The following is a 24222-nucleotide window of genomic DNA, read 5'->3' on the forward strand; positions in this document are numbered from 1 at the left end:
CGGGACCTGGGTCACTCGCCGGGCGGTACCGGATCCCGTCGGGCCGGGTCCCCCAGTTCGACGATGCGGCGGAGTTCGGCGATGTGTCCGGAGTAGGCCCGCCGGCCGTCCCCGGTCAGGGCGATCCAGGTCCGGGGGTAGGAGGCACCCCGCGCCTTCGTGACCTCCAGGTAACCGGCCGCTTGGAGGATCTTGACGTGCTTGCTGAGTACCGAGTCGCTGACGTCGAGGGCATCGCGGAGTGTGGCGAAGGCCATGGTCTCGACGGCGGCGAGCATGCTGCAGATCTGGAGGCGGTTGGGCGCGTGGATCACTTCGTCGAAGTGCGGCTCGGTCACCGCCCCGCCCGGAGGTCTCGCCGCGCGGCCGCGTCGATGCGGAAGCCCATGCCCGTGGTGAGGGCGCCGATCAGGACTCCGGCGCCCGCGATGGCCCACCGTACGTCCGCGCCCCACTCCAGGTACATGCCGGTAGCGGCCAGCGCGGCCAACGCCACGACGTAGGCCATGGACAGCTGACTGGCACCAGGGGTGCTCATGTAGCGGTCCATGGAAACGCCCGTCGAACGCTGAAGTGCCCAGCCGAGCCCGAGCACCACGAGTATGAAGGGCCCGACGGCCCAGTTGGCCACCCGCAGGCTCATCGAGGCGAACACCAGCGCGAACGCGAGGCCCAGCCCTCCGTGGTACCACCACGGACTGGTGATTCGGTCGGCCATCCGTGCCCGGGACTCGGCCGCGGTGTCCAGGGCGGCGAGGGCGTGGGCGGCGTCGGGCGTGCTGGGGTCGGAGAAACTGTTTTCCATGTTGGAAAGTATATGTGGATCTCTGCCCCAGAGGAAGCCTGTGGGCATGCGACGCAGAGATCGCGCGGCGGCGAACAGCGGCGGCGGCTCCTTCAACCGCGCCTTGGTGCCGAACGGCAGTGCCACGGTCACCGTGGTGGTGCCGGGGCACGCTGCTGGCTTCCGGCCACCGGGCCGACGCCGAACCCGTGCGGGCCGAGATCGATGCCCAGTACCGGGCGCTGACCCAACGAAGACCTCGCCGCAGCACGCGCCGCGCGGCAAACCGCGAGTTGATGGCACGGCTAACCGTTGACCACGTCAGTCCGCGTCGGCCCTCAGGCGGTGCGCGAGATCAACAAGATCGGCCAGACGCAGCACCCGTCCGCCGAACCCTGGCAGGGGGACATGCAAGAGCTCAGTCCAGCGGGCAGGGATCGCATCCAATCCGTACCAAGGCATTGCGGGAGCAGCCGCCGACGGAGCCGACCTGGCCATGGAGCGCTCGGCCGCACCGGTGGAGCGGGTACGTAGACGGCTGGGTCCATTGCGGTGGCCGCAGCCGGACATGAGGTCGATGAGCAGGCGAATCGCGTCGGATGCCGGGTCCTTGAGGGCGTGGAGTGGCGCTGTCGGGCCAGCCATGTCGAGGCGTACTCACCGGAGCGCTGCACGCGATGGCGGAGACGGGTGTGTCACCGGGCGGTTGCCGACGGACCAGGCGTCGTAGGCCACGAAGGTCGGAGAGACACCACTAGGGCCTGTCCGATGGGTCATGGCCGGGCTCGCGACGCCTGGCACGGCACCTCGCGGCGTTGCCGAATCATCCCGATAGCTCCGCTATCGAGACGCTCCGGCGCCTTGCGATGCACCGCACCAGACGCCGCGAGCTTCCCGACCCTGACCCATCGGACAGGCCCTAGCCCACCGCCGGGCCGCCACCGTCACGGGCCGTCAGTTCCGCCGCGACCTCCACGAGAGAGGCGGTGAAGGCGTGCCGCGGTGCGGTGAGCAGCTGTCGCGCCGGGCCCTGCTCGACGAGTTCGCCGGCGTCCAGTACGGCGATCCGGGTGGCCGCGGCGGCGGTGGCGAGGTCGTGGGTGATCAGCACCAGCGACAGCTCCGGCCGGTCGCGCAGCAGAGCGGTGAGCGTGCCGAGCAGACCGCGTCGGGTGACGGCATCGAGGCCGGAGGTGATCTCGTCGCAGATCAGCACCCGCGGGCGGGCCAGCAACGCGCGGGCGAGCGCGGCGCGCTGCAACTCACCGCCGGACAGCCGGTCGGGCACGCGGCGCACCAGCTCCTCGGCCAGACCGAGCGCGGTGAGCGTACGCAGGGCCTCCGCCACGGCTTGAGCCGGATCCGCCCCGCGCAGCCGCACCGCCGTGCGCGCCACCTGGTCCAGCACCGGCCGGTGCTCGTCGAACGCGGCCCCGGCGTCCTGGAAGACGTACTGGACCGCGGCGAGTTGCGCTCGGGTCCGCGACCGCAGACTGCGCGGCAGGGCGGTGCCGTCGAGCCGGACCTCGCCCCGGAAGTCGCGGTGCAGCCCGGCCAGGCAGCGGGCCAGGGTGGTCTTCCCGCTGCCGGAGCGGCCGACGACCGCGAGGAACTCGCCCTCGTGGAGCGTGAGTTCGGGCAGTCGCAGCAGCTCGGTGGCGGACCGGGAACCGGTACGGTGGCGGGCCGCGAGGCCGCGCACCTCCAGCACCGGGCGGCCCGCGACCGCCGATGGACCGAGGGCCGGCCCGGCTTCCGCGGCGAGGAGTTCAGCGGTCCACGGGTGCCGCGGGGCGCGCCACAGCCGCTCGGCGGGGCCCGCCTCCACCACCCGGCCGCCCCGCATCACCAGCACCTCATCGGCGAGCGCCCGTACGACGTCCAGGTCGTGGCTCAGCAGCAGCACCGCGATGCCCTGCCGGGCGAGCGCCGCCAACTCGCCGACGACGCGCCGTTTGGTCACCGCGTCCTGGCCCGTCGTCGGCTCGTCCGCGACCACCACCCCGGCTCCGGCCAGCAGCGCCTGCGCCAGGACCATCCGCTGCTGCTGGCCCCCCGACAGCTGGTGCGGATAGCGGCCGAGCAGCGCCTCGCCCTCCGGGAGCTGGGCCAGGGCCAGCGCCCGACGGATGCGCTCACCGGCCGCCGCCCGCCGCCCGGTCCGGGGCAGGGCCCGCACCTGGCCGCGGGCGATGTCCGACAGCAGGGCGCCGACCCGGCGTGCGGGGTTGAGGACCGCCCCGGGGTGCTGGGGCACATAGCCGACCAGGCCGTCGGCCACCCGCACTTCGCCCGTCACCCGCGCACCCGCCGGGTACTCGCCCAGCAGGGCCAGGCCGGTCGTCGTCTTGCCGCTGCCGGACGCGCCGACCAGCGCGGTGACCTGCCCGGCCCGGAGCCGCAGACCGACCCCGTCGACGATCGGCCGCCCGTCGACCTCGACGCGCAGATCCCTGATCTCGGCCAGCACGCTCATGCCCGCTTCCTCCTTGCCGCCCCGGCGGTGTTCTTCTCCAATACGGCGTCGAAGAGCAGATTGCTCCCCACCGTCAGCGCGACGATCAGCAGCGCCGGCACCACCACGGCCCAGGGCTGGACGAACAGCCCCGGGCGGTTGCGGTCCACCATCACCGCCCAGTCGGCCGCGTCCGGCGCCGCACCGACACCCAGGAACGCCGCCGTGGCCACCAGATACAGCACCCCCGTCAGCCGTACGCCGGCATCCGCGACCAGGGTGCGGGCCATCGATCTGCCGACGTACCCCACGGCCATCCGCCACCAGGACTCGCCCTGCATCCGCAGCGCCTCCACCGCGGGACGGGAGGCCGCCTCGGCCGCCGCGGCCCGCACCATCCGTGCCACGTCCGGGATGTTGACCAGGGCCACCAGCAGCGCCAGCCCCACCGCCCCCGGCTCGGCGACCGCGGCCACCAGCAGGATCAGCAGCAGCGACGGCACCGCGACCAGGACGTCCCAGGGCCGCATCAAGAGCTCCTCCAGCCATGCCCGGTGGGTGAGCGCGCCCGCGAGCCCGACCGGCAGCGCCACCAGATAGGCCAGCGCCGTCGCGGTCAGCGCGACGAGGACCACCGACCGCCCGCCGAGCAGCACCTGTCGCCACACGTCCCGGCCGACGAAGTCGGTGCCGAGCCCATGCCCGCCGCCGAGCGTGAAGGACGGTGCCCGGGGTGTCGGCTCGCCCGCGAACAGCGGGCCGAGCAGAGCCAGCACCAGTGGCACGGCGAGCACGGCCAGGGCGAGCGCGAAGCGCCCCGGCCCGGCACCGGCGGGCCTCCTCATGCCGCCACCCCCGCCCGCGGCGCGAAGCGGCGGGCCACCAGGTCGGCGCCCAGGTTGAGCAGCACCGTCGCCACGCCGAAGACCACGGCCAGGCCCTGCACCACGGGCAGATCGCGCTCCGCGACGGCGTTCATCAGCACCGTCCCCAGCCCCGGAATCACAAACAGCGCCTCCACGACGATGACCCCGCACAGCAGCCAGTCGACGGTGCGGGCCAGCTGCTGGGCGGCGGGCGCGATCGCGTGGGGCAGCGCGTGCGCGTACCGGACACGGGCGCCCGGGACGCCGTAGCGGCGGGCATGGACGGCGTACGGAGCGGCCAGCGCGTCGATCATCCCGGCGCGCACCAGGCGGGCCAGTGAGCACACCGGACGCGACAGCAGGACCAGAACGGGCAGCACCAGCGCCGCCGGATGGGCGAGCAGATCGGTGCCGTAGCCGACGGCGGTCGGCGGCAGCCAGCCCAGCCGCAGCGCGAACACCGTGACCAGCAGCACCCCGCAGGCGAACTCCGGGACCGCGTACACGCCGAGCGTCACCGAGCTGATCAGCCGGTCCGCGAGCCGCCCCTCGCGCCGGGCGGCCAGCACCCCGAGCCCGACACCGGCCGGCACCAGCAGCGCGACGGTGAGCCCGGCCAGCAGCAGGGTCGGCCCGAACCCGTCCGCGAGATACCCGCTGACCGGCCGGCCCGATGTGAGGGACGTGCCGAGGTCGCCGTGCAGCAGCCCGGCAGCCCACTGCGCCAGGCGTTCATGCGCCGGCCGGTCCAGGTGCAGCGCCGCGCGCAGGGCCGCGATCCGCTCCGGGTCGGGCTGGTCCCCGGCGAGCGCCACCGCCGCGTCGCCCGGCAGCGCCTCGGTGAGCGCGAAGACGAGCAGCACCACGGCCGCCGTCTGCACCGCACCGGACAGCAGCCGCCGGACGCACCAGGACCGCAGTACTCTGACGGTTCGACTGCTCACGCCAGCCAGACCTTGTCGAAGCGCGCCCAGTTCATGGAGTTGGCGGGCGCCTCGCGCTCGACGCCCCGCACGTTGCGGGCGGTGCCCAGGATCCAGTCGGCGAAGCCCCAGACCAGGAAGCCGCCTTCGGCGTACAGCCGGCGCTGCATGCGCGCGTAGACGGCGGCCCGGTCCTTCTTGTCCCGGGTGGACTGCGCCTGCCGGTACAGCGCGTCGAAGTCCTTGTGCCGCCAGTGCGTGGCGTTGGTGGAGGAGTCGGTGAGCAGCCGCTGCGAGATATGGGACTCGATCGGCATGGCTCCGGAGCGGTAGCAGCACAGCGTCCCGGAGTCCAGGACATCCGTCCAGTAGCTGTCCTTGCTGCCGGTCCTGACCTCGACGCGCACGCCGGCCTTGGCCGCCTGGTCCCGGAAGATCGCCGCGGCCTCGGTGAATCCGGCGGCGACGGGCGAGGTGTCGAGCGTGACCTTCAGCTTCTCGGCACCGGCCTGTTTCAGCAGATGCCGGGCCCGGTCGAGGTCCTGGGTGCGCTGCGGCAGACCGGCGGCGTAGTACTCGTAGCCCTTGCCGAACAGATCGTTGCCGATCTCGCCGGCACCGGACAGCGCACCGTCGACCAGCTCCTTGCGGTCGGCGATCAGGAAGAACGCCTCGCGGACCCGCCGGTCGTCGAACGGCGGCCGGTCGGTCTTCATCGCGAACGCCTGCATGGCGCTGTTCCGCAGCCGGACGATGGTGATCTGCCCCTGGTCCTCATGGGCGCGGGCGGTGGCGGGGTTCAGCTCGTGGGCGTACTCGACCTGACCGCCCAGCAGGGCGTTGATACGCGCCGACTCCTCGTTGGCGACCACGAACTCCAGCTCGTCGAGGTAGGGGGCGCCGTCCCAGTAGGCGTCGTTGCGGCGGAAGACGGCGGAGGTGCCGGGCCGGAACGACACGAAGCGGAACGGACCGCTGCCGACCGGCTTCCGGTCGAAGTCCCGGGCCCCCTCGGGGACGATGTACGCACCGAACGCGGCGAGCACATTGGGGAATTCGGCGGTCGGGCGCTTGAGGACGAACTCGACGGTCCGCGCGTCCACCGCCCGGCTGGCCTTCAGGTCGATCGGCTCCAGCGACGCCTTGGCCCGGAACGCCTTCTTCGGGTCGGCGATACGGCGGTAGCTGTACAGCACGTCCCGGGCCGTCACCGGCCTGCCGTCGTGGAACGCGGCCTTGCGCAGCGAGACCCGCCAGCGGTCCAGGCCCGCGTTCGGCTGCCACGCCGCGGCGAGCCGGGGCCGGGCGGCGAGATCGGGGCCGTAGTCGGCGAGCTTGTCGAAGAGCGCCTTGGCGCGGGCGGCATCGGCGAAGAGGTTGGCGAGGTGCGGGTCGAGGGTCTCGCTCGCACCGCCGCCCGCGAAGGCGGCGCGCAGCCGCCCGCCGCGCCGGGGCCTGCCGCTCCCGGAGGCGTCATCCGTCGAGAGCCGGGAGCCGGAGCAGCCGGCGAGCGCGAGCGCACCGAGCCCGGCGGCCCCACCGGCGGCGGCGAGGAAGCCCCGGCGGCGCAGCCCGGGCAGACGAGGGTCGTTGACGGGGACGTGGTGGTCCATGGCGGTGTCCTTAGAGAGCGGGGGACTGGTGGTGTGGCGGGGGCCGGCGGCGGCCGTCCGGCACCCCGGTGGAGGGGTGTCCGGCGCGGCGCCCACCAGGCGCGATCAGGTCTCCCGTGTGCGCCGGGCGACGAGATGGAGCCGGTCGGCATCGACCGTGGTGGCGGGCGGATCGCCCGGGCGCCAGGGCGGATCGGTGCGCGGGCCGGGCCGGTCGTACAGGGCGAGCACCTCGAAGCCATGGGCGTCGAGGAGATGGCGCAGCTCCTGGGGGAAGAGCAGCCGCCACGCGGAGTGCTGCTCGACCGGCGGCGATCCGTCGTCGGCGGTCCACACCCGGGTACGGCGCAGCAGTTGCGCGGCCCGGTCCACGCGCAGCGCCGTCGTCGACCGGTGGGTGACGCCCTGCCAGGTGAAGGTGCTGACGGACGGGCCGTCGAGCAGTTCGGTGCGGCCGAGGAAGAACGCCCCGTTGCGCATCTCCGCCAGGAGCAGTCCACCGGGCGCCAGGGCCCGGCGGCACGAGGCGAGCAGGCCGTCGAGCTCCTCGTTGGTGTGGCAGTACAGCAGGGCGCTGTCCAGGCACACCACGGCGTCGAAACGCCCCTCGCCCAGGTCGAAGTGGCGCAGATCGGCCCGGACGTACTCGGGCCCGGGGTGGTGGCGGCGGGCGTGGTCGAGCATCGCCCCGGACAGGTCGGCGCCGACGACCGTACGCCCGGCGCCGTGCAGATACGCGGCGTCGCGGCCGGTGCCGCAGCCGAGGTCGAGGACCCGCCGACCGGCGCCGTAGTGGCGCAGGCGGTCCTCGGCCCAGCGGCCGGCCAGCCGTGTCGCGTCGGGGAAGCGGGCCTCGTACAGGGCCGGGTTGTCGGTCAGCAGGTTCGCGTCGGTCATCGGTTCTCCTTACGCGGCCGCCTCGGGCCGCAGCTGTGCGCCGGCGCAGCCGGGCGCCGCCATCCGCGTCGGCCCGCCCTCACACCGGCACCGGTTCGTTCGCCGTCCGGTCGGGGAGGGTCCGCCGGCGGTGCAGCCGGCCGACGGCCGCCGCGGAGAGCAGTCCGAAGGCCAGGCAGCACGCCCAGGGCAGCCACCGCGCCCCCGTCTGCTCCCCGGCGTCCATCGCCCAGCCGACGACGGCGTTGCCCGCGGCCGCGGCGATGCCCGAGACCACGTAGAACAGCCCGAAGTAGGTGCCGGTCAGCTCGGGGCGGCCGAAGTCGGGGATCAGCTCCATCACGAACGGCTGGGCGATCATCACGCCCAGGTAGAGCAGCAGGGCGCCGCCCAGCACCGGCAGCAGGCGCAGCGCGGCGCCGACCGGATCCCCGTGTGCCGTCCCGGCCCCCGCCACCGCCATCGGCGGCAGGAAGCCCAGGCCCATCAGGGCGATTCCCCCGCTGATCCAACGGGCCCGGCTGCCCCGCTCCTTGAGGGCCCGGGTGAGGCGCAGCTGCAGCCCCAGGTTGGTGAGGGTGCCGACGAGGAAGACGACGCCGGCCGCGCCGTCCCAGCCGGTGGCCCGGCGCGCGCCGTCGGGCAGCAGCAGATACAGCTGGTTCTCCATGGTGAACATGCCGACCATCGCCAGCGCGAACGCCACGAAGCGGCGGTTGCCGGCCACTTCGCGCCAGTCCGCCATGACACTGTTCCCGGACGGCGCGACCGTGCCCGCCGGCAGCACCAGGGCCTGGGCCAGCGTGAGGACCGCGAACAGCCCCGCCGCGGTGAGCGCGGCGACGCGGAAGTCGACCAGCAGCAGCACGCTGCCGAGCAGCGGCCCCACCAGCGCTCCGGCCGTCGCGAACACATTGAACAGCGCGAACGCCTCCGCCTTCCGCCCGCCCGCCGCCAGCGCGAGGTAGGCGCGCACGGCCGGGTTGAACAGCGCCCCGGCCAGTCCGCTGAGCACCGAGGCGGCCAGCAGCACCGCCAGCCCGTCGCCGAGCGCGAAGAGCCCGAAGCCGACGGTGCGCAGCCCGCAGCCGGCGATGATCACCCCCCGCGCGCCCAGCCGGTCCGCGGCCGACCCGCCGATCAGGAACAGGCCCTGCTGGCTGAGGTTGCGTACGCCGAGCACGATGCCGACGACCGCGGCCGACATCCCCAGATCCTCGCCGAGGTGGACGGCGAGATAGGGGATGAGCAGATAGAAGCCGGTGTTCACGCCGAACTGGTTGACCAGCAGAAGCCGTATCGCGACGGGGAAGCCGCGGATCTCGCGCCAGGTCCTCACGGCCGCGCCCCGCCCTCGCCACGCGGCCGCACGCCCAGGCCCGGACGCCGGCTCGCCCGTACGGTGCCGTCGGTGCCGGCGATACCGGTCCACGGGTCGTGGGCGAGCAGCAGATGCCCGTCGAGGTCGGTCCACCGGGCGCGGTCGGCCAGATGGACGGCGGGGGCGATACCGAGGGTGCTGGCGGTCAGGCAGCCGAGCATCAGCTCGGTGCCGGTCCCGGCGACCAGTTCGGCGATCCGCAGGGCCGCGCCGACCCCGCCGCACTTGGCGAGCTTGACGTTGATGCCCTGCACCCGCCCGGCCAGGCGGCGGGCGTCCTCGTAGCAGACCGCGTCCTCGTCGGCGATGACCGGCAGCGGCGAGCGTTCGGCGAGCCGCGCCAGCGCTTCGCGGTCGCCGGGCGCGATCGGCTGCTCGACGGCCTCGACGCCCAGCGCCGCGCAGCGGTGCAGCAGGCCCTCGGCCTCGTTCGCGCGCCAGGCGCCGTTGGGGTCGAGCAGCAACCGCGCCCGGGGCGCGGCGGCCCGGACGGCCCGTACCCGGGCCAGGTCGTCGGCGGGATCGGGGGAGCCCGCCTTGACCTTGAGGACCGAGAAGCCGTCCCGCACCAGGCGGGCGGCCTGCGCCCCGGCCCGTTCCGGCGAGGTGATGCCGAGGGTGCGGGCGGTCGCCGCGGACGGCGGACCGGCGGCGCCGAGCAGGGTGTGCAGCGGGACGCCCGCGCGCTTGCCCACCAGGTCGAGCAGCGCGGACTCGACGGCGGCGGTCACGGCGGGCGGGGTGCCCGCCAGACCATGGCCGCGCAGCTCCTCCAGCGCGCTCTCCGGATCGGCGAAGCGCGCCAGCCACCGGGACCGGTCGTGCACCAGCCGGCCGAGCGTGTCGGCGTCGAGGCCGTAGTACACGCTGGTGACGGCCTCTCCGTGGCCGTGGTTCCCGTCGTGCTCGACGGACAGCCAGACCGCCTCACGGGCCGCCATGGTGGAGCGGGATATGCGCAGCGGCTCGGTGAGGGCGAGGCGCACGGTGCGCTGACTGACTTTCACGGGTTCTCCTGGCTGTGGGGGGTTCGGCGCGCGAGCGGGTCGGCGACGGCGCGGCACCGCGCCCAGCCGGTGGCCTCCACGGCCCCCGGGTGCGGGATCTCGACCGGACGGGTCGCCGCCGTGGCGGGATCGAGGCCGTGCGCGGCGAGGAAGTCGTCGTCGTAGACGCTGCCGAGGTAGCGGTGCGGGCCGTCGGGGAAGACCCCGGCGACGACGGCCCCCGGATGGACCCGGGCGGCCCAGGCCGCGACCAGCGCGACCGCGCCGGTGCTCCAGCCGCCGCTGACGAAGTTGCCGCGGGCCAGCCGGCGGCAGGCGTCGGCGGCCTCGGCGGGCCCGACCCAGTGGACCTCGTCGAACGCCTCGTAGGCGACGTTGCGCGGATGGATGCTGCTGCCCAGACCGCGCATCAGCCGGGGCCTGGCCGGCTGGCCGAAGATCGTCGAGCCGGTGGCGTCGACGCCGATCAGCCGCAGCCGGGGCCAGTGCCGCCGCAGCGGGCCGACGATGCCGGCGCTGTGGCCGCCCGTGCCGACGCTGCACACCATCACGTCGAGGTGGTCCAGCGCGGCGGCCAGCTCGGCGGCGAGCGAGGCGTAACCGGCCACGTTGTCGGGGTTGTTGTACTGGTCGGGCCAGTACGCGTCGGGCAGCCGCGCCCGCACCTCCCGCAGCCGCGCCAGCCGCGCGGCCTGCCAGCCGCCCTCGGCCGCCGGGCGGTCGACGAGCTCCAGGCGGGCGCCGTGGGCGCGCAGCAGCCGGCGCATCGACGGCTCCAGCTCCGCGTCGCCCACCAGCACGACCGGATGCCCCAGGGCCTGGCCGGCGAAGGCCAGCCCGATGCCGAGGGTTCCCGAGGTGGACTCCACCACCGGTGCGCCCGGCCGCAGTTCGCCGCGCTCCTTGGCGCCGAGCAGCATGGAGACCGCCGCCCGCGCCTTCATACCGCCGACGCCGAGCCCTTCGAGCTTGCCCCAGAAGCCGGGCTGCGGGCAGGGCAGATCGGCGGTGATGCGGGCGAGCGGGGTCCGGCCGAGCAGGGCGAGGAGCGCGGCGTTGCCGGCGGGGCTGAGGACTGCTGTGGTCATCGGGCGTCCTCGGGGTGCGCCGGGCCGCCGTAGCGGTGGACGACGCCCGGACCGCCGTCGAGCCAGAAGAACGGGTACGGCTCGGCGCACACCGCGCTCACCCCGGCGCCGATGAGGCGCGGCAGCACCGCGCTGCCGGTCTGGGCGAACATCACCAGCGGCTTGCCGTGCCGCAGCGCGTGCCGCCGCAGCGGCTCGAAGCTGCCGTTGCCGAGCGTCATCCCGGAGGCCAGTACGGCGTCGCAGCCCGGCAGTTCCGCGACCGCGTCGGTGCGCACCCGCTCGCCCCACTCCGTGGTGCCGCCCTTGAGGTCGCAGGGTATGTACCGCACGCCCCGCGCGCGCAGCGCCTCCAGCAGCGAGTTCACCACCCCGACGACGAGCACGGTGCCGCCCGGCGGGACGTCGAGCAGCCCGGTGACGGCCCTGGCCCTGGCCCGGGACTTCACCAGCGAACTCCCGGCGGGCAGCGGCCAGGGCCGGGCGCCGGCCGCCGGACCGTGGGGCAGGACGTGCGCCAGATAGGCGTCCAGCGCGGCCACCCGTACCGGCAGCAGGTCATGCGCCAGCAGCCGGGCGACGTCGGCACCGACGCAGTCGTCCACCGCGCCGTCGGGCAGGGCGTCGGGCTCGACCGCGCACGAGCCGACCGCCGCGGCCAGGCGCAGGCTCAGCACCTCGTTGCGGTAGCCGCCGCTGCGCCCGTCGTGGCGTACGGACTGGCGGGTGGCGAAGGCCACCGCGATGCGGGTGGTGCGCGGATCGGGGCCGAAGTCGCCGCCGAGCACCCGCTCGACGAGTGCGTCGTACGAGGCCGCGGTGCGGTGGGCGGCGGTGCGGGCGCTCATCGGGCGGCCACCATCGGACACAGCGCCGACAGCAGGGCCGCGACCCGGTCGCGGGCTCCGGGACCCTCGGCGTCGCCGGCCATGACATGGCCCAGGTACTCGTTGTTGCTGCCCGCGGCCCTGACCACCCGGCCGGGTTCGGCGAGCCGGAGCTCCAGCAAACCGTCGGCCCCGCGCACCTCGTCGGCTCCGCCGACGGACTCCAGCACGCCCGCGGTGTCCGGCACCAGGAACCCGATGGCGGCGCTGCGCAGCCCGGTTGCCCGCGGACGCAGGTCCGGCTCGCGGCCGAGCGCCACCTCGACAGCGGCGGCTGCCAGATCGACCCCCGTCACATGGCGGACGAGTTCGGTGATGCGGTTGCCGGCCGGGCGTGGATTGACCTCGACGACCCGGGGGCCGTCGGCGGTCAGCTTGATCTCGGTGTGCGCCACCACCGCGTCCAGGCCGAGGGCGGCCAGCGCCCGGCGGGCGGTCTCGGCGGCCGCCCCGGCGTCGGCGGGGGAGAGCGCCGCGGGGAACATATGCCCCGTCTCGATGAACGCCGGCGCACCGCCGACGCTCTTGTCGGTCACCCCGACCACCTGTGTCGTCCCGCCGAACGAGACGGTCTCCACGCTGACTTCGGGCCCCTGGAGCAGCTCTTCGAGCAGTACCACGGGGGCGCGCCGCTGACCGCGCGCGTTGACGGGGAAGTCGGCGAGCGCCTGACAGGCGCGGGTCAGAGCGGCCTCGTCGTCGACGCGGCGGACGAACATCCCGCCGCACAGGTCCACCGGCTTCAGCACGAGCGGATAGCCGATCTCCCGCGCCGCCTCGGCGGCCTCGGTGCGGTCCGCGCAGACGGCGAAGCGCGGCCCGGGCAGTCCGGCGTCGGCCAGCGCCCGTCGGGTGGCGTCCTTGCGGCAGGCGCCTTCGACCGCGGCGGGGGCGGGGCCGGCCAGGCCCAGCCGGGCGGCGATCCGCGCGGCCGTCGGGAGGTAGTAGTCGCACGACGTGATCACCCCGTCGAAGCCCAGCGCGCCGTGGAGGCGCTCGATGAGGGGCAGCAGGGTGTCGAGGTCGTTGGTGTCGGCGGTCAGCACGTTGCGGGCCGACAGCAGCGGATGCGCGGCGCCTTCGGGCGCGGTGCGCAGGTAGTGGTGCAGGTCACGGGTGAGGAAGGTGAACTCGTGCCCGCCCTCGCGGATCGCTCGTGGCAGCAGCCTGCTCATCGATCCGACCCAGCTCTCGACCATCAGCAGATGGGCCACGGTTTCCCTTTCACGGAAGGCGAGTTGGACGCAGGCGGCCCGGTCCGTGCGGGGACGGGGCCGCCTTGACGAGTCCCCACCTTAACGATAATCGTTTTCATTGTCATCTGAGGCCCCGTCGAGGGCCCACCGCCCACTCCCCGATCCCCCGAAGGTGAACCCGTGACTCCCGCCGTACGCCGCCGACCCGCCCGGCGCGCCCTGGTGGCCGCCGCCACCGCCACCGCCCTGCTCCCGGCCGCCCCCGTCCGCGCCGCCACCCCCGAGCCCCCGCTCCGCTTCGGTGCCTGCCCGCGGTCCGTACCGGCCCCGGCCGCGCCCGACCGCGTCGAATGCGGCGAGCTGAGCGTCCCGCTCGACTGGGCGCACCCGGACGGCCGGCATATCCGCATAGCCGTCTCCCGTGTACGCGCCTCCGGCACCCCCGCCGAGCGCCGCGGCGTCCTGCTGGTGAACCCGGGCGGGCCCGGCGGGCCGGGAGTGCCCTACGCCGTCACCAAGCGCGCCAAGCTGCCCGAGAGCGTGCGCCGCTCGTACGACGTCATCGGGTTCGACCCGCGTGGCGCCGGGGGGAGCGCGCCCGCCGACTGCGGCCCGATGGGCGGTCTCTTCACCGCCCCCGGCCCGGACCCCCTGCCGGTCGGACGCCCGGCGGAACATGCCTACCGCGACTCGCTCCGGCGGCTCGCCGACGACTGCGCCGCCGGCACCGGCGACGCCCTGGCGCAGCTGTCCACCACCGCGACCGCCCGCGACATGGACGCCCTGCGCGCCGCGCTCGGCGAGCCGCGGATCGGCTTCCTCGGTGTGTCCTACGGCAGTTACCTCGGCGCCGCCTACGCCGCCCGGTACCCGCGGCACGTCGGCCGCATGGTGCTGGACAGCGTCGTCGGCCCCTGGGGGTGGTACGACTTCGACCTGCGGCAGAGCCGGGCACTGCTGCGCCAGCGCGAGGTGTTCTTCGCCTGGGCCGCCCGGCACGAGGCGCGCTTCGGTCTCGGTGGCAGTGCCGGCCAGGTCCGCGCCGCCTACCTGCGGGCCCGCCGGGCGCTGGCGGCCCACCCCGCGGACGGCTTCGGCCCCGCCGCCTTCGATCGGGCCGTCTACCGGGCCCTCGGCCGCACCGAACGCTGGACGGACCTCGCGGCCGGCATCCACACGTACCTGCGAGGCGGCGGCACCGAACTCCTGCGCCCCGACGACCCCTTCGACGGGTCCGCCTCACGCACCTTCCAGTCCGCGAACCGCGTGGTGAAATGCGCGGACGGGCCGGGCCCCACGCCCGGCCGGATCACGGCCGACCTGCGGCGCCTGCGCCGCCTCGACCCCCAGCCGGTCGTCACCGGGATGGAGGCCGCGGCCTGCGCCTACTGGCACCACAAGCCCGCCCACCGCACCCGCCTGGGCAGCCCGGCGGCGCCCCCGGTCCTGCTGATCGCCTCGGCGCACGACCCCGTCACCCCCATCGAGGGCGCCCGGCGGCTCCGCCGCCACCTGCCCGGCTCCCGCCTGATCACCCTTCACCAGGACTACTCCCACGGCGTGTTCGCGAGCCGCGGCAACGCCTGCGTGGACGACGCCACCGCCGCGTACCTGGTCGACGGGACCGTCCCGACGGCGGATGTGCACTGCACCGGCCCGGGGCTGCCGACGCCGACGCCGTGAGGTCCCGGGCGAGGCCCTCCGCATGTTCTGGGGGGAGTTCCTAGGGGGCGTGCGAACGGATCCCGTAGGGGACACGAGGGCCCCCTGCGGGGCCACAACGTGGCGGGGGCGGGGGGTATTCCGGCGGGCCGGTCCTGGGGGCATGGGGCCGCGGGGCCGGGCCCATGGGGGCAAGGAGGCGGTCCCTACGGGGCCCAAGGGGGCGGTCCCCACGGGGCCCAAGAAGGCGGCCCCACGGACACCAGGAGGCGGTCCCCACGGTGGCCAAGAAGGTCGGTCCCACGAGGGCCCAGGAGGCGGTCACCGCGAGGGACGAGGAGGCGGCCTCTACGGCCGGTAGATGCACGCCGCCAGGGGAGCGTGGGTCTTCCAGCCCAGGGTCTCGTAGAGGGCGCGCCCCTCGTCGGTGGCGCCGAGGACGCCGAGGGTCGCGCCCTCGGTCACGGCGTGGTCGGAGAGGGTGCGCATCACCGCGCCGCCCAGGCCGCGGCGGCGGTGCGCCTCCTGGGTGACGACGCGATCGACGACGGCGGCCCGCCCGAGGACCACCATCTGCCCCATTGCCGCCAACTCGCCATCGGACGAGCGCACTTGGACGTAGACGACGCCGGAGCGGGTCTCCGTCGACGCCGTGTACCCCGTGGGCGTCACCGGATCCGTGGTCGCCAGGTCCGCGGCCATCAGATGGCCCGCCTCGTCCTTGTCCACCACCCACCCCGCGGGCAGCCAGGGTCCGATGCCGTCCGGATCCATGGGGACCTTGAGCCAGGTGTGCGGCACGGTCACCGAGGCGGCGGCCGCACGTACCGCCGACTCCGCCGCCTCGGGCAGGACATGGCGGCCCACCTGGTCGGGCCTGCCCACGTCGAGATAGCACCCCCAGGGCCGCTCGACCGGCGGCGGGGTGGAGCGGGACACGGCCCAGCCGGCCGCCCAGATCCTGACGAGTTCCGGAACCATCAAAACCTCCCTGAAGGGCGTGAGTAAGGGGCCGTACGCGCATTGGGTAATAGGTGCATTGCTTCCGCGCACATTACCTATGGCGAGTGGGGTGCGGCATCCGCTTTTCCGGAGCCCCTGCACCGCGGTGATCCACGGCGGGCGGTGATCCCCGGTCGGCGGGGCGCGGCGGCCGTCACAGGTGTAGAGAGGAGATATGAGCATCCGGCGCGGTGTCACCCGGCCCGGCGGCGTCTGGCGGCCGAAGCACGGACTGCTGGCCGTGCCGCTGGCGATCATCGTCGCCGTCACCGTGATCGACATCCATACGCCGACGACCATCCACCTGGGCCCGCTCCTGGTCGCCGCGCCCGCGATCACCGCCTCCTTCGCCGGAGCGGCCCTCACCGGCGTCGTCGCGGCCCTCGCCGTGGCGGCGCAGATCATCATCGGCCATCTGCACGGCGGGCTGACGACCGCCAACCACCAGGCGCAGATCGTCGCCCTGATCGTGATCGGCGCGTTCCTCACGTTCTTCCGGTACGTCCGGGACCGGCGCGAGCGGCGGCTGAGCCAGGTGCAGTCGGTGGCCGCCGCGACCCAGCACGTCCTGATGCGGCCGCTGCCCGAGCGGATCGGACCGCTGCAGATCGCGTCCGCGTACATCGCCGCCGAGGCCGAGGCCCAGATCGGCGGGGACCTGTACGCGGCGGTACCGGCCCCGGGGGCGACCCGCCTGGTCATCGGCGACGTGCGCGGCAAGGGCCTGTCCGCCATCGCGGAGGCGGCCGTGCTGATCGGGGCCTTCCAGGGCTCCGCCTACCGCAACCTCTCACTGCCCGGCATCGTGGCGCACATGGGCAACTCCGTGCACTGGAACGTGGCCCACCTCGCCGGGGGCGAGGCCGAGGCCGCGGAGTCTTTCGTGACCGCGCTGGTCATGGACGTCCATCACGACTCCCCCGCGCTGTCGATGGTCAACTGCGGACATCCGCCGCCGCTGCTGCTGCGGGACGACCGGGTCCACGCCCTGGAAGTCCACGATCCCGCACTTCCGCTGGGGCTCATCGCCCCCTCGGAGAGCGAATACGAGGTCGAGACGTTCGGCTTCGACGTCGGTGACCTTCTGCTCCTCTACACCGACGGGGTGGTCGAGGCCCGGGGCCGGGACAATGTCTTCTATCCGCTGGTCGAACGGGTCGCCTCCTGGCGCGAGACCGATCCGCCGTCGCTGGTGCGCCGCCTCCACCACGACCTGCTCCAGTACGCCGGGGGGAACCTGGGCGACGACGTCGCGATGATCGCGATCGCGCGCTGCCCCTGAGACGCTCGCCCTGAGCTGCTCGCCTTGAGCCGCTCGCCCTGAGCCGCGCCTCCCGGGCCGCCCGACCCGGCTCGCCTCCGGTCCCGGCCCGGAGCACCCTGGAAACGTAATCGCCTAGCCATGAGCCGAGCAGTGAGGTGCCTGATGAGCACACTCGAAGAACACATCGACATCAGCGTTCCCCTCCGAACGGCCTGGGAATGCCTTCATCGCGCGGAGACCTATCCACGCTTCGTGGACGGCGTGCGCGAGGCGCGTACCGAGGGCGAGCTGACCCATCTCGACCTGGACGCGGGCGGCCGGTCCCAGGGACTCGACGTCCGGATCACCGACCGTGACCAGGACAACCTGATCACCTGGCGGACCACGAGCGGTCCCGAGCTGGCGGGGACCTTCTCGCTGCTGCTGATCGACGGGGAGCACACCAGGCTCCAGGTCCGGTTCGAGTACGAGCCGGGCACCGTCACGGAGGCATTCGGCGGGCCGAAGGGGTTCGCCCAGGCGGCTGCGATCGAGCGCGGTGTGCGCAGCGACCTCCAGCAGTTCAAGGAGCTGGTGGAAGCCGAGCGGTGAGGTGAACTCCCTTTGGTGCGTTGCCGATTGACGTCCCCTCGGGTGGCGGGAGCAGCAGACAGCTGGACCGCCCGTCAGAGCCAGAGAGCAGGACCGGACAGAGAGCAGGACCGGACAGCAGAAGCCAGACATCAGGGCCAGACATCAGGGCCAGACATCAGGACCGGTCGGCTCTGACGCCAGGAGCATCAGGGCGACATCGTCCTGCCGGTCCGCCTCGTCCTGACGGGTCCGGAGGAGGGCGTCGGCGAGGCGGTCGGGGCTCTGCCAGGGGGCGTCGTCGAGTCGCCGGGCGAGGCCGGCCACGGACTGCTCCAGGTCGACCCCCGGGGTTTCGATCAGGCCGTCGGTGTAGAGGGCGAGCACGGACCTCGGCGGCAGTTCGACCTCGGTGGCCCTGTACCGGGCGGCGGGATCGATGCCGAGCAGCAGTCCCTGGGGCACCCGCAGCACCGTGGTGTGCCCGTCCGGGTGGCGCAGAACCGGGGGCGGATGGCCGGCGCTGGCCAGGCACGCCCGCCGGGTGCGCAGGTCGATGTGGACGTACAGGCAGCTGGTGAACAGGTCCGGGTCGAGGTCGGTCAGCAGCCGGTTCGTCCGGGCCAGCACCTCGCCCGGCGCGGCGCCGGCGGTCGCGTGGGCGTGTACGGCGGTGCGGGCCTGCCCCATGAGGGCGGCGGCGGCCGCGTTGTGGCCCTGGACGTCACCGATCACCGCGGCGGCGCTGCCCTCGTCGAGGCGGATCAGGTCGTAGAAGTCGCCGCCGATGTCCATCCCGCGGGTCGACGGCAGATAGCGGGCGGCGACGGCGAGTCCGGGCACCACGGGAAGGCTGTGCGGCAGCAGCCCCGCCTGCAGGTCGTGGGCCAGTTGCTGCTTGGTGTCGTACAGCCGGGCGCGGTCCAGCGCCTGGGCGATCAGCCCGGCCAGCGAGGTCAGGACCTGGCGTTCCTCGCGGCTGAAGGCGTGCGGCCGGGTGTAGGCGAGGATGCAGCAGCCGACGGGGCGGCCGGAGACGATCAGCGGCAGTACGGCCCGGGCCGCCTTGCCGGTCAGCTGCGGCAGACCGGGGTAGAGGCTCTCGATCTCCTCGGGGGAGGAGAAGAAACTGGGCTCCCCGGTGGCCAGGGCGTGCACGGCCGGGCTGTTGGCGGCGCTGAGGGCGACGCCTTCGAAGTGGGCGACGGCTTCGGCGGAGTAGCCCCGGTGGCCGATGGTGCGCAGCCGGCCGCCCTCCGCCGAGTAGATCAGCACGCCCTGGGCGCCGAAGGCCGGCACGATCTGGTCGGCGATCAGGCCCACGACGTCCTGGACCCCCACGACCTCGGTGAGCGCGGCGGCCAGGTGCAGTACGTGGTAGATCTGCCCGGCGCGTACCGGCACCACCGCCTCCTGCGCCGTGAGGTCGGGCGCTGCCTGCGGATCGTCCACGTTGTCCGCGGGGTTGATCCAGACGCTCAGGCCCCTCCCGTCCGGGAACAGCCGGAAGGCGAGCCACCGGTCCGGAGGGCGGCGGGCGGTGAAGGACACCGGCCGGCGGCTCATCACTGCCGCGCGGTAGCGGTCCTCGAAGGCCGGGTCGCGCAGCCACCGCAGGACGTCCCAGGGGCGCGCCCCGATCAGCCGGCTCTCCGGCTCGCCGAGCAGCTCCACCGCGCCGGTCGTCACCAGGGTGATACGGCCGTCCAGGTCGAGGGCGCAGCAGCCGCCCGGCAGCCGTTCGAGGTAGTCGACGGCCGCCAGGGCCTCCTGCGCGCCGACGGGACGCGCGGGCGGTGGCGGCAGTACGCGCGGCGCCTCGGGCGGCACCCGGTCGCCGGCGCCGGGGTGGTCGGCCAGCAGGACCGCCAGACGCCGGCAGGCGCTCTCGATCGCCGCCTGCTCGTCCGCCGACAGCTCCGGCGGATGCCCGGCGGGCCACAACAGCAGCAGAGCGCCCCGGCTGCCGTCGCCCTCGCCGATCGGCGCCGCGGCCAGCGAGAAGTCGTAGGGGACGGCCACCGCCGTACGGGGGAAGTCACGGGCCAGCTGCTGCGGGCCGTTCGTCCACACCAGGCGCCGGTCGCGGACCGCGACGGCGACCGGGATCGGAGCCGCGAGGGCGACCCGGGCCCACGGGTCCAGGAACGGAGCCGGAATGCCGCTCATGACGGTCAGCTCCAGCACCGGCTCGCCGGGGGCCAGCACATACAGCCCCGCGACGGACGCCCCGGTGTCCCCCAGCGCCCGGAACAGGGCCCGGTCCACCGGGCCGCAACCGGTCCCGCCACTCATCTCGCACCTTCGCACCGCTGCCGCTGTGACATCGCGACCACCCGGGGTGGCCGGCCCTCCCGGGCCATTGCCGACGTTACGCCGCCCGCCGGGGCGCGGCATGCGGATACCGGCCGCCCTGCCGGGTGGCGCGGGGCGGGCGGCCGGGGTGGAGTGGTAGAGGAGCGTGCGGTGCGCGGCCGGTCGTGGTGCGCCGCGGGTGGCCGCCGTGCCGCCGTCGAGGCGATCCGCCCAGGTCGAGGACCCCGGCCGAGGGGCCGGGGCGAGGAGGACAGCATGCCTGCCGGTTCGAGCAAGAAGCGTGAACGCCAGTACGAGCACATCAAGGAGAGTGCGCAGGAGAGGGGCGAGTCCACCAAGCGCGCCAAGGAGATCGCCGCCCGGACGGTCAACAAGGAGCGGGCGCGCGCCGGGGAGTCCCGGACGTCGAGCAGGGTCTCCACCCAGGACCCGAAGTCCGCCTCGCAGCGCGGCGGCGAACGCTCCCACAGCGGGGCGCGGGGGCCGACCAAGGACCAGCTGTACGAGGAGGCCAAGCGGCGCCACATCGACGGCCGCTCCTCGATGAACAAGGACGAGCTGCGCCGCGCCCTCGGCCGCTGATCTCCACCGGCGGTGCGGAAGAGGTGCGACGGACCTAGGCTCGGAGGTATGCCGGGAACACGCCGTGCACCGTCTCGTGTGGGAGTAGGGGGAGCGCGGTGTGTTCGCCGGCGCGGCGCGTCGGTGCGGCTGCCGGCCGTGGCCGCGGTGGCGGCGCTGCTCGCCCTCTTCGTGGGAACTCCGGCCGTCACGGCCGTCGATGACCCGGATCTGGCGCGCTTCTATCAGCAGCGGCTCTCCTGGGAGCCCTGCGGGCAGGACGTCCGCAGCGGCACACCGGGGCAGGACACCACGCAGCCGCCGGGCTATCAGCAGCGCCTGGAGTGCGCCCGGCTGGAGGTGCCGCGCGACTACGCCGACCCCGCACGGACCACGCTGCGGGTCCAGCTGATCCGGCTGCGCGCCACCGGCCCCGGTGAGCGGCTCGGCTCCCTGGTGATCAATCCCGGCGGACCGGGCGCCTCCGGCGTCGACTACCTGATCGACAACGGGAGCGCCTTCGCCCGGCTGGGGCAGCGCTACGACATCGTCAGCTTCGACCCGCGCGGCACCGGCCGCACCGAACCCGTCACCTGCGGCACCCAGCTCGCCCCCGCCCAGGGCCCCCAGGACACCCTGGCGGCGAAGGAGAAGCGCATCAACGACGCCTGCGGCCGCTACTCCGGCGGGCTGCTGCCCTGGGTCGGCACCCCCGACGTCGCCCGGGACATGGACGTCCTGCGTGCCGCGGTCCACGACGGCAAGCTCAACTACCTGGGGTTCTCCTACGGCAGCAAACTCGGGGCGGTCTACGCCCACCAGTTCCCCGACAAGGTCGGGCGGATGGTCCTGGACAGCGTCGAGGACCCGACCAAGAACACCTGGCAGACCGCGCTGGGCCAGGCGAAGGGCTTCCAGCGGGCCCTGGATGACTTCGCCGCCGACTGCATCCGCGCCAAGGACTGCCCGATGGGCACCGACGGCCCCCGCGCGCAGGACCAACTGCTCGACTGGTACCGGCAGTTGAGTGACCGGCCGATGGCGGTGAAGGGAAAGGCGGTCGACCAGACGACATATGTCTACGCGCTGCGCGAGGCCCTCTACAGCAGAAGCGACTGGCCGGCCCTGCGGCAGGCGCTGGCGCAGCTGCGCCGCGGCGACGGCGCCGGCATCCTCCGGCTGAGCGACCGCGGCGGCAGCGAGGCCGGCGGCGCCCACCGGGTTCCGGTGCGGCAGGTCGGGCAGGACGAGCTGCCGCCGCAGGACCAGCTGGCCCTGCGGGCGGTCTCCTGCCGGGACACCTCCGAGCGCTACGGCGCCGCGGACTACCCCCGCGCCGAGCGGGAACTCACCCGGGCCTCCCCGCTCTTCGGCCCGGACATCGCCCCGACCCTGCTGGACTGCTACGACTGGCCCGCCGCGGGCGACGACTCCTCCCGCCAGGTCGCGGCCCCCGGCGCGCCGCCCCTGCTGCTCGTGGCGACCACCAACGACCCCGCGACGCCCTACGAGGGCGCCCGCAACATGGCCCGCGAGCTGGACAACTCCAGCATGGTGCTGACCTACCGCGGTGAGGGGCACGCCGCCTACGCCTCCGGTGACGCCTGCGTCCAGGGGTATGTCGACGACTTCCTGCTGGACGGCAGGATGCCCAAGCCCCACACCTCCTGCGGCTGAGCCGCCGAGCCGGTGGGCTCAACCGGCCCGCCGGCCGCGTCCGGTCCCGGTCTTCTTCGCCGCCGGCGGCTTCTTGGCGGCGGTCTTCTCACCGGCGGCCCCGGCGGTGGCCCGGGTGGTGGACTTCCCGGCGGCGGCCTTGGTGGTGGTCTTCTTCGCGGGCCCCTTCTTCGCCGTGCCCTTCTTCGCGGCGGGGCCGGAATCCTCCTCCTCGCCGCGCGACCGCTTGGCGGCGCGCACGCTGTCCTGCAGGGCCGCCATCAGGTCCATCACCTGGCCCGCGGGCGGCTCCTCGCCGGTGGCGAACGCCGGCTCGCGGTGCGCCAGTTTCGCCGCCACGATCTCGTCGAGCGCCTCGCGGTAGTGGTCGTGCACATCGTCCTCGGACAGTCCGCCGTAGGTGTCCATCAGGGCCTCCGCGGCGGCCACCTCCTTGGCGGCGATCGTCTCCTGCCGCTCGGGCAGCACCCCGTCCATCGGGCGGATCTGGTGCGGCCACAGCAGCACCTGCATCACCAGCGCGCCCTCCAGGGGGCGGATCACGGCCAGCGTCTCCCGCCCGTGCAGCGCGATCTTGCCGAGCCCGACGCGCTGGTGCCGCTCCATCGCCTCCCGCAGCAGCACATAGGGCTTGGCCGCGGCAGGGCTGTCGACACCCAGGTAGTAGCCCTTGCCCATCTGCAGCGGGTCGATGTCACCGCCGGCGACGAACGCCAGGATCTGAAGCGTCTTCGCGGTCGGCAGCGGCAGCGCGTCCAGATCGTCGTCGCTCAGCGGTACGACACTCTCGCCGTCGCCGGGCCGGTAGCCGCGACCGATCTCGTCCGGGGGGATCTCGACGCCCTCCAGCGAGCACACGGGCTGATTGCGCACCCGGCCGCCGTCCGCGGTGTGGATGCGTACGAAGCTGACCGACGCCGAGCTGTCCGTGGCGTTGTACGCGGCGACCGGGATCGTGACCAGGCCGAAGCTGATGGAGAACTTCGCCGTGGGGCGCATGGGGGCCGCCTTCATCGGTGCCATTCGGCTCCATGCTAAGCGGGGCGGATGAAGCGCACATCCCGGGATGGATCATCTGATCCGGGAGGGATCCGGCGTGCCGTACGGACGGACTCCCGGCCCCCGCGGGGGCCACAGCCTCAGGCGGGCACCTGATGCCGCTGGTCTCCGGCGCACAGCGCCCAGATGACGAAGATGTTTATCGCGACCAGCACGATGGCCCAGAACGGGTAGAACGGGATCCACAGGAAGTTCGCGAGCGCCCCGAGGCCGGCGACGACGACACCGAGGACGCGGGCCCACATCGCACCGCTCATCAGCAGCGCGACGCCCGCCAGGAGGATGATCAGGCCCAGGATGAGATGGATCCAGCCCCAGCCGGTGAGGTTGAACGAGAACACGTAGTTCTGCGTCGTGACGAAGACGTTGTCCCTGGCGATAGCGGAGATGCCCTCCAGGAAGGCCATCGCGCCACCGAAGATCATCAGTACGGAGGCGAACGCCGTCCAGCCGCCGACGTTCTGCTTCTGACCGGCCATGGTCCACTCCTCACTTGAGAAACCCGGCCGCCGGCACGGACCCGCCGGTGGTCATGCCCTGAATTCCACGTTTCCACAGGCACCGGCCGTCCGCATGTCAGGGATCCGCGCCGCGGGCCGGGGCGCGGCGCGGGCCCACCGCCGACGCGCGAGCGGACCGGGGGCTGACAGGCCCTCATGGCGCGGCGGTCCGGCCCGGCCTGCGGTACCCGGCGCCGGCCCGCTTCAGTCGGGCGGCTCGGGGGAGGGGTTCTCCTCCGGTTCCCCACCCGGCGGTCCCTCGGGTCGCGGGCCCGGTTCGTCCGGGTCCGGCTCGGCGGGGACCGGGTCGCGCGGTACCGGCTCCGGCCGGCTCGGCACGGGGCCGGGCCCGTCGGGCGCCGGCTCGGTGGCCGTGGCGCCGACGGCTGTGGCGGCTGTGGCTGCTGTGGTCGTGGCGGTCATAGCGCTCTCTCCTTCCCTTCCATCGTGCGGCCGATGCCGGGCGTCGGCCCGTTCAAAAACGGCCGCCGGGCCCCGCAAACCCGTACCGCCG

22 protein-coding genes and 1 pseudogene are annotated in these 24222 nt (G+C 74.0%); 5 read left to right on the plus strand and 18 right to left on the minus strand.

What is annotated here, in order from left to right; translation table 11 throughout:
* Positions 1-11 precede the first annotated feature (11 nt).
* The 13 genes and pseudogenes from ACZ4NB_RS28220 to ACZ4NB_RS28280 form a co-directional block, all read right to left on the minus strand.
* Entirely contained in the window at positions 12-338 is a 327-nt protein-coding gene (locus ACZ4NB_RS28220) for a transcriptional regulator (RefSeq protein ID WP_467665848.1), read from the minus strand.
* Entirely contained in the window at positions 335-805 is a 471-nt protein-coding gene (locus ACZ4NB_RS28225; RefSeq protein WP_467665849.1) for a hypothetical protein, read from the minus strand. Before ACZ4NB_RS28225 ends, ACZ4NB_RS28220 begins: the two co-directional genes overlap by 4 nt.
* Before the next feature lie 300 nt (positions 806-1105).
* Positions 1106-1240: pseudogene (locus ACZ4NB_RS28230) on the minus strand (ADP-ribosylglycohydrolase family protein); the annotation flags it as partial.
* 463 nt (positions 1241-1703) lie between these two features.
* Positions 1704-3260: an ABC transporter ATP-binding protein gene (locus ACZ4NB_RS28235; RefSeq protein ID WP_467665850.1), complete on the minus strand. Its 1557-nt coding sequence runs from the start codon at positions 3258-3260 to the stop codon at positions 1704-1706.
* The gene (locus ACZ4NB_RS28240) at positions 3257-4084 is read right to left on the minus strand and encodes an ABC transporter permease subunit (protein WP_467665851.1); all 828 of its coding nucleotides are present in this window, start codon (positions 4082-4084) and stop codon (positions 3257-3259) included. Before ACZ4NB_RS28240 ends, ACZ4NB_RS28235 begins: the two co-directional genes overlap by 4 nt.
* Positions 4081-5049 (minus strand): ABC transporter permease, encoded by a 969-nt coding sequence (locus ACZ4NB_RS28245; protein ID WP_467665852.1) that lies wholly within the window; start codon positions 5047-5049, stop codon positions 4081-4083. Before ACZ4NB_RS28245 ends, ACZ4NB_RS28240 begins: the two co-directional genes overlap by 4 nt.
* Positions 5046-6641, minus strand: coding sequence for an ABC transporter substrate-binding protein (locus tag ACZ4NB_RS28250; RefSeq protein ID WP_467665853.1), 1596 nt, complete (start codon positions 6639-6641; stop codon positions 5046-5048). Before ACZ4NB_RS28250 ends, ACZ4NB_RS28245 begins: the two co-directional genes overlap by 4 nt.
* Positions 6642-6746: 105 nt before the next feature.
* On the minus strand, positions 6747-7538 hold the full coding sequence (locus ACZ4NB_RS28255; protein ID WP_467665854.1) for a class I SAM-dependent methyltransferase: 792 nt from the start codon (positions 7536-7538) through the stop codon (positions 6747-6749).
* Positions 7539-7617: 79 nt separating this feature from the next.
* Positions 7618-8877: an MFS transporter gene (locus ACZ4NB_RS28260; RefSeq protein ID WP_467665855.1), complete on the minus strand. Its 1260-nt coding sequence runs from the start codon at positions 8875-8877 to the stop codon at positions 7618-7620.
* A complete protein-coding gene (locus ACZ4NB_RS28265) occupies positions 8874-9926 on the minus strand; it encodes an enolase C-terminal domain-like protein (protein ID WP_467665856.1) in 1053 nt (350 codons plus the stop codon). The genes ACZ4NB_RS28260 and ACZ4NB_RS28265 overlap by 4 nt, the downstream gene beginning before the upstream one ends.
* Entirely contained in the window at positions 9923-11014 is a 1092-nt protein-coding gene (locus tag ACZ4NB_RS28270) for a PLP-dependent cysteine synthase family protein (protein ID WP_467665857.1), read from the minus strand. The genes ACZ4NB_RS28265 and ACZ4NB_RS28270 overlap by 4 nt, the downstream gene beginning before the upstream one ends.
* Positions 11011-11862: a Rossmann-like domain-containing protein gene (locus ACZ4NB_RS28275; protein ID WP_467665858.1), complete on the minus strand. Its 852-nt coding sequence runs from the start codon at positions 11860-11862 to the stop codon at positions 11011-11013. Before ACZ4NB_RS28275 ends, ACZ4NB_RS28270 begins: the two co-directional genes overlap by 4 nt.
* Positions 11859-13115: an ATP-grasp domain-containing protein gene (locus ACZ4NB_RS28280; RefSeq protein ID WP_467665859.1), complete on the minus strand. Its 1257-nt coding sequence runs from the start codon at positions 13113-13115 to the stop codon at positions 11859-11861. Before ACZ4NB_RS28280 ends, ACZ4NB_RS28275 begins: the two co-directional genes overlap by 4 nt.
* Positions 13116-13277: 162 nt before the next feature.
* Between ACZ4NB_RS28280 and ACZ4NB_RS28285 the strand changes: the two genes are divergently transcribed.
* Positions 13278-14780, plus strand: a complete 1503-nt coding sequence (locus tag ACZ4NB_RS28285) for an alpha/beta hydrolase (protein ID WP_467665860.1) — start codon at positions 13278-13280, stop codon at positions 14778-14780.
* A 327-nt stretch (positions 14781-15107) separates the two neighbouring features.
* Here the strand turns inward: ACZ4NB_RS28285 and ACZ4NB_RS28290 are convergent, their stop codons facing one another.
* Complete coding sequence (locus ACZ4NB_RS28290; protein WP_467665861.1) at positions 15108-15740, minus strand: GNAT family N-acetyltransferase; 633 nt, start codon at positions 15738-15740, stop codon at positions 15108-15110.
* Between the two features lie 196 nt (positions 15741-15936).
* Here ACZ4NB_RS28290 and ACZ4NB_RS28295 point away from each other — a divergent pair, with 196 nt between their 5' ends.
* Both ACZ4NB_RS28295 and ACZ4NB_RS28300 read left to right on the plus strand, forming a co-directional pair.
* Positions 15937-17043 (plus strand): PP2C family protein-serine/threonine phosphatase, encoded by a 1107-nt coding sequence (locus ACZ4NB_RS28295; RefSeq protein WP_467665862.1) that lies wholly within the window; start codon positions 15937-15939, stop codon positions 17041-17043.
* 144 nt (positions 17044-17187) lie between these two features.
* Positions 17188-17616 (plus strand): SRPBCC family protein, encoded by a 429-nt coding sequence (locus ACZ4NB_RS28300; RefSeq protein ID WP_467665863.1) that lies wholly within the window; start codon positions 17188-17190, stop codon positions 17614-17616.
* 144 nt (positions 17617-17760) lie between these two features.
* Here ACZ4NB_RS28300 and ACZ4NB_RS28305 read toward each other — a convergent pair whose 3' ends face one another.
* On the minus strand, positions 17761-19890 hold the full coding sequence (locus ACZ4NB_RS28305; RefSeq protein ID WP_467665864.1) for a SpoIIE family protein phosphatase: 2130 nt from the start codon (positions 19888-19890) through the stop codon (positions 17761-17763).
* A 276-nt stretch (positions 19891-20166) separates the two neighbouring features.
* On the opposite strand from ACZ4NB_RS28305, the gene ACZ4NB_RS28310 reads away from it, so the two are divergent.
* Both ACZ4NB_RS28310 and ACZ4NB_RS28315 read left to right on the plus strand, forming a co-directional pair.
* A complete protein-coding gene (locus ACZ4NB_RS28310; RefSeq protein ID WP_467665865.1) occupies positions 20167-20493 on the plus strand; it encodes a plasmid stabilization protein in 327 nt (108 codons plus the stop codon).
* Positions 20494-20616: 123 nt separating this feature from the next.
* Positions 20617-22149 (plus strand): alpha/beta hydrolase, encoded by a 1533-nt coding sequence (locus ACZ4NB_RS28315; RefSeq protein ID WP_467665866.1) that lies wholly within the window; start codon positions 20617-20619, stop codon positions 22147-22149.
* 18 nt (positions 22150-22167) lie between these two features.
* Here the strand turns inward: ACZ4NB_RS28315 and ku are convergent, their stop codons facing one another.
* The 3 genes from ku to ACZ4NB_RS28330 form a co-directional block, all read right to left on the minus strand.
* Positions 22168-23148, minus strand: a complete 981-nt coding sequence (ku, locus tag ACZ4NB_RS28320; protein ID WP_467665923.1) for a non-homologous end joining protein Ku — start codon at positions 23146-23148, stop codon at positions 22168-22170.
* 140 nt (positions 23149-23288) lie between these two features.
* Positions 23289-23687: a DUF7144 family membrane protein gene (locus tag ACZ4NB_RS28325; RefSeq protein WP_467665867.1), complete on the minus strand. Its 399-nt coding sequence runs from the start codon at positions 23685-23687 to the stop codon at positions 23289-23291.
* Between the two features lie 225 nt (positions 23688-23912).
* Positions 23913-24131, minus strand: a complete 219-nt coding sequence (locus ACZ4NB_RS28330; protein ID WP_467665868.1) for a hypothetical protein — start codon at positions 24129-24131, stop codon at positions 23913-23915.
* Positions 24132-24222: the final 91 nt, after the last annotated feature.

The sequence above is a fragment of the Streptomyces sp. NPDC026575 genome (assembly GCF_055567415.1).

Coding starts and splice junctions, on each gene's coding strand:
- ACZ4NB_RS28225 (WP_467665849.1), bottom strand. CDS start 805: ATGGAAAACAGTTTCTCCGACCCCAGCACGCCCGACGCCGCCCACGCC.
- ACZ4NB_RS28235 (WP_467665850.1), bottom strand. CDS start 3,260: ATGAGCGTGCTGGCCGAGATCAGGGATCTGCGCGTCGAGGTCGACGGG.
- ACZ4NB_RS28240 (WP_467665851.1), bottom strand. CDS start 4,084: ATGAGGAGGCCCGCCGGTGCCGGGCCGGGGCGCTTCGCGCTCGCCCTG.
- ACZ4NB_RS28250 (WP_467665853.1), bottom strand. CDS start 6,641: ATGGACCACCACGTCCCCGTCAACGACCCTCGTCTGCCCGGGCTGCGC.
- ACZ4NB_RS28255 (WP_467665854.1), bottom strand. CDS start 7,538: ATGACCGACGCGAACCTGCTGACCGACAACCCGGCCCTGTACGAGGCC.
- ACZ4NB_RS28270 (WP_467665857.1), bottom strand. CDS start 11,014: ATGACCACAGCAGTCCTCAGCCCCGCCGGCAACGCCGCGCTCCTCGCC.
- ACZ4NB_RS28275 (WP_467665858.1), bottom strand. CDS start 11,862: ATGAGCGCCCGCACCGCCGCCCACCGCACCGCGGCCTCGTACGACGCA.
- ACZ4NB_RS28290 (WP_467665861.1), bottom strand. CDS start 15,740: ATGGTTCCGGAACTCGTCAGGATCTGGGCGGCCGGCTGGGCCGTGTCC.
- ACZ4NB_RS28295 (WP_467665862.1), top strand. CDS start 15,937: ATGAGCATCCGGCGCGGTGTCACCCGGCCCGGCGGCGTCTGGCGGCCG.
- ACZ4NB_RS28300 (WP_467665863.1), top strand. CDS start 17,188: ATGAGCACACTCGAAGAACACATCGACATCAGCGTTCCCCTCCGAACG.
- ACZ4NB_RS28305 (WP_467665864.1), bottom strand. CDS start 19,890: ATGAGTGGCGGGACCGGTTGCGGCCCGGTGGACCGGGCCCTGTTCCGG.
- ACZ4NB_RS28310 (WP_467665865.1), top strand. CDS start 20,167: ATGCCTGCCGGTTCGAGCAAGAAGCGTGAACGCCAGTACGAGCACATC.
- ku (WP_467665923.1), bottom strand. CDS start 23,148: ATGCGCCCCACGGCGAAGTTCTCCATCAGCTTCGGCCTGGTCACGATC.
- ACZ4NB_RS28325 (WP_467665867.1), bottom strand. CDS start 23,687: ATGGCCGGTCAGAAGCAGAACGTCGGCGGCTGGACGGCGTTCGCCTCC.
- ACZ4NB_RS28330 (WP_467665868.1), bottom strand. CDS start 24,131: ATGACCGCCACGACCACAGCAGCCACAGCCGCCACAGCCGTCGGCGCC.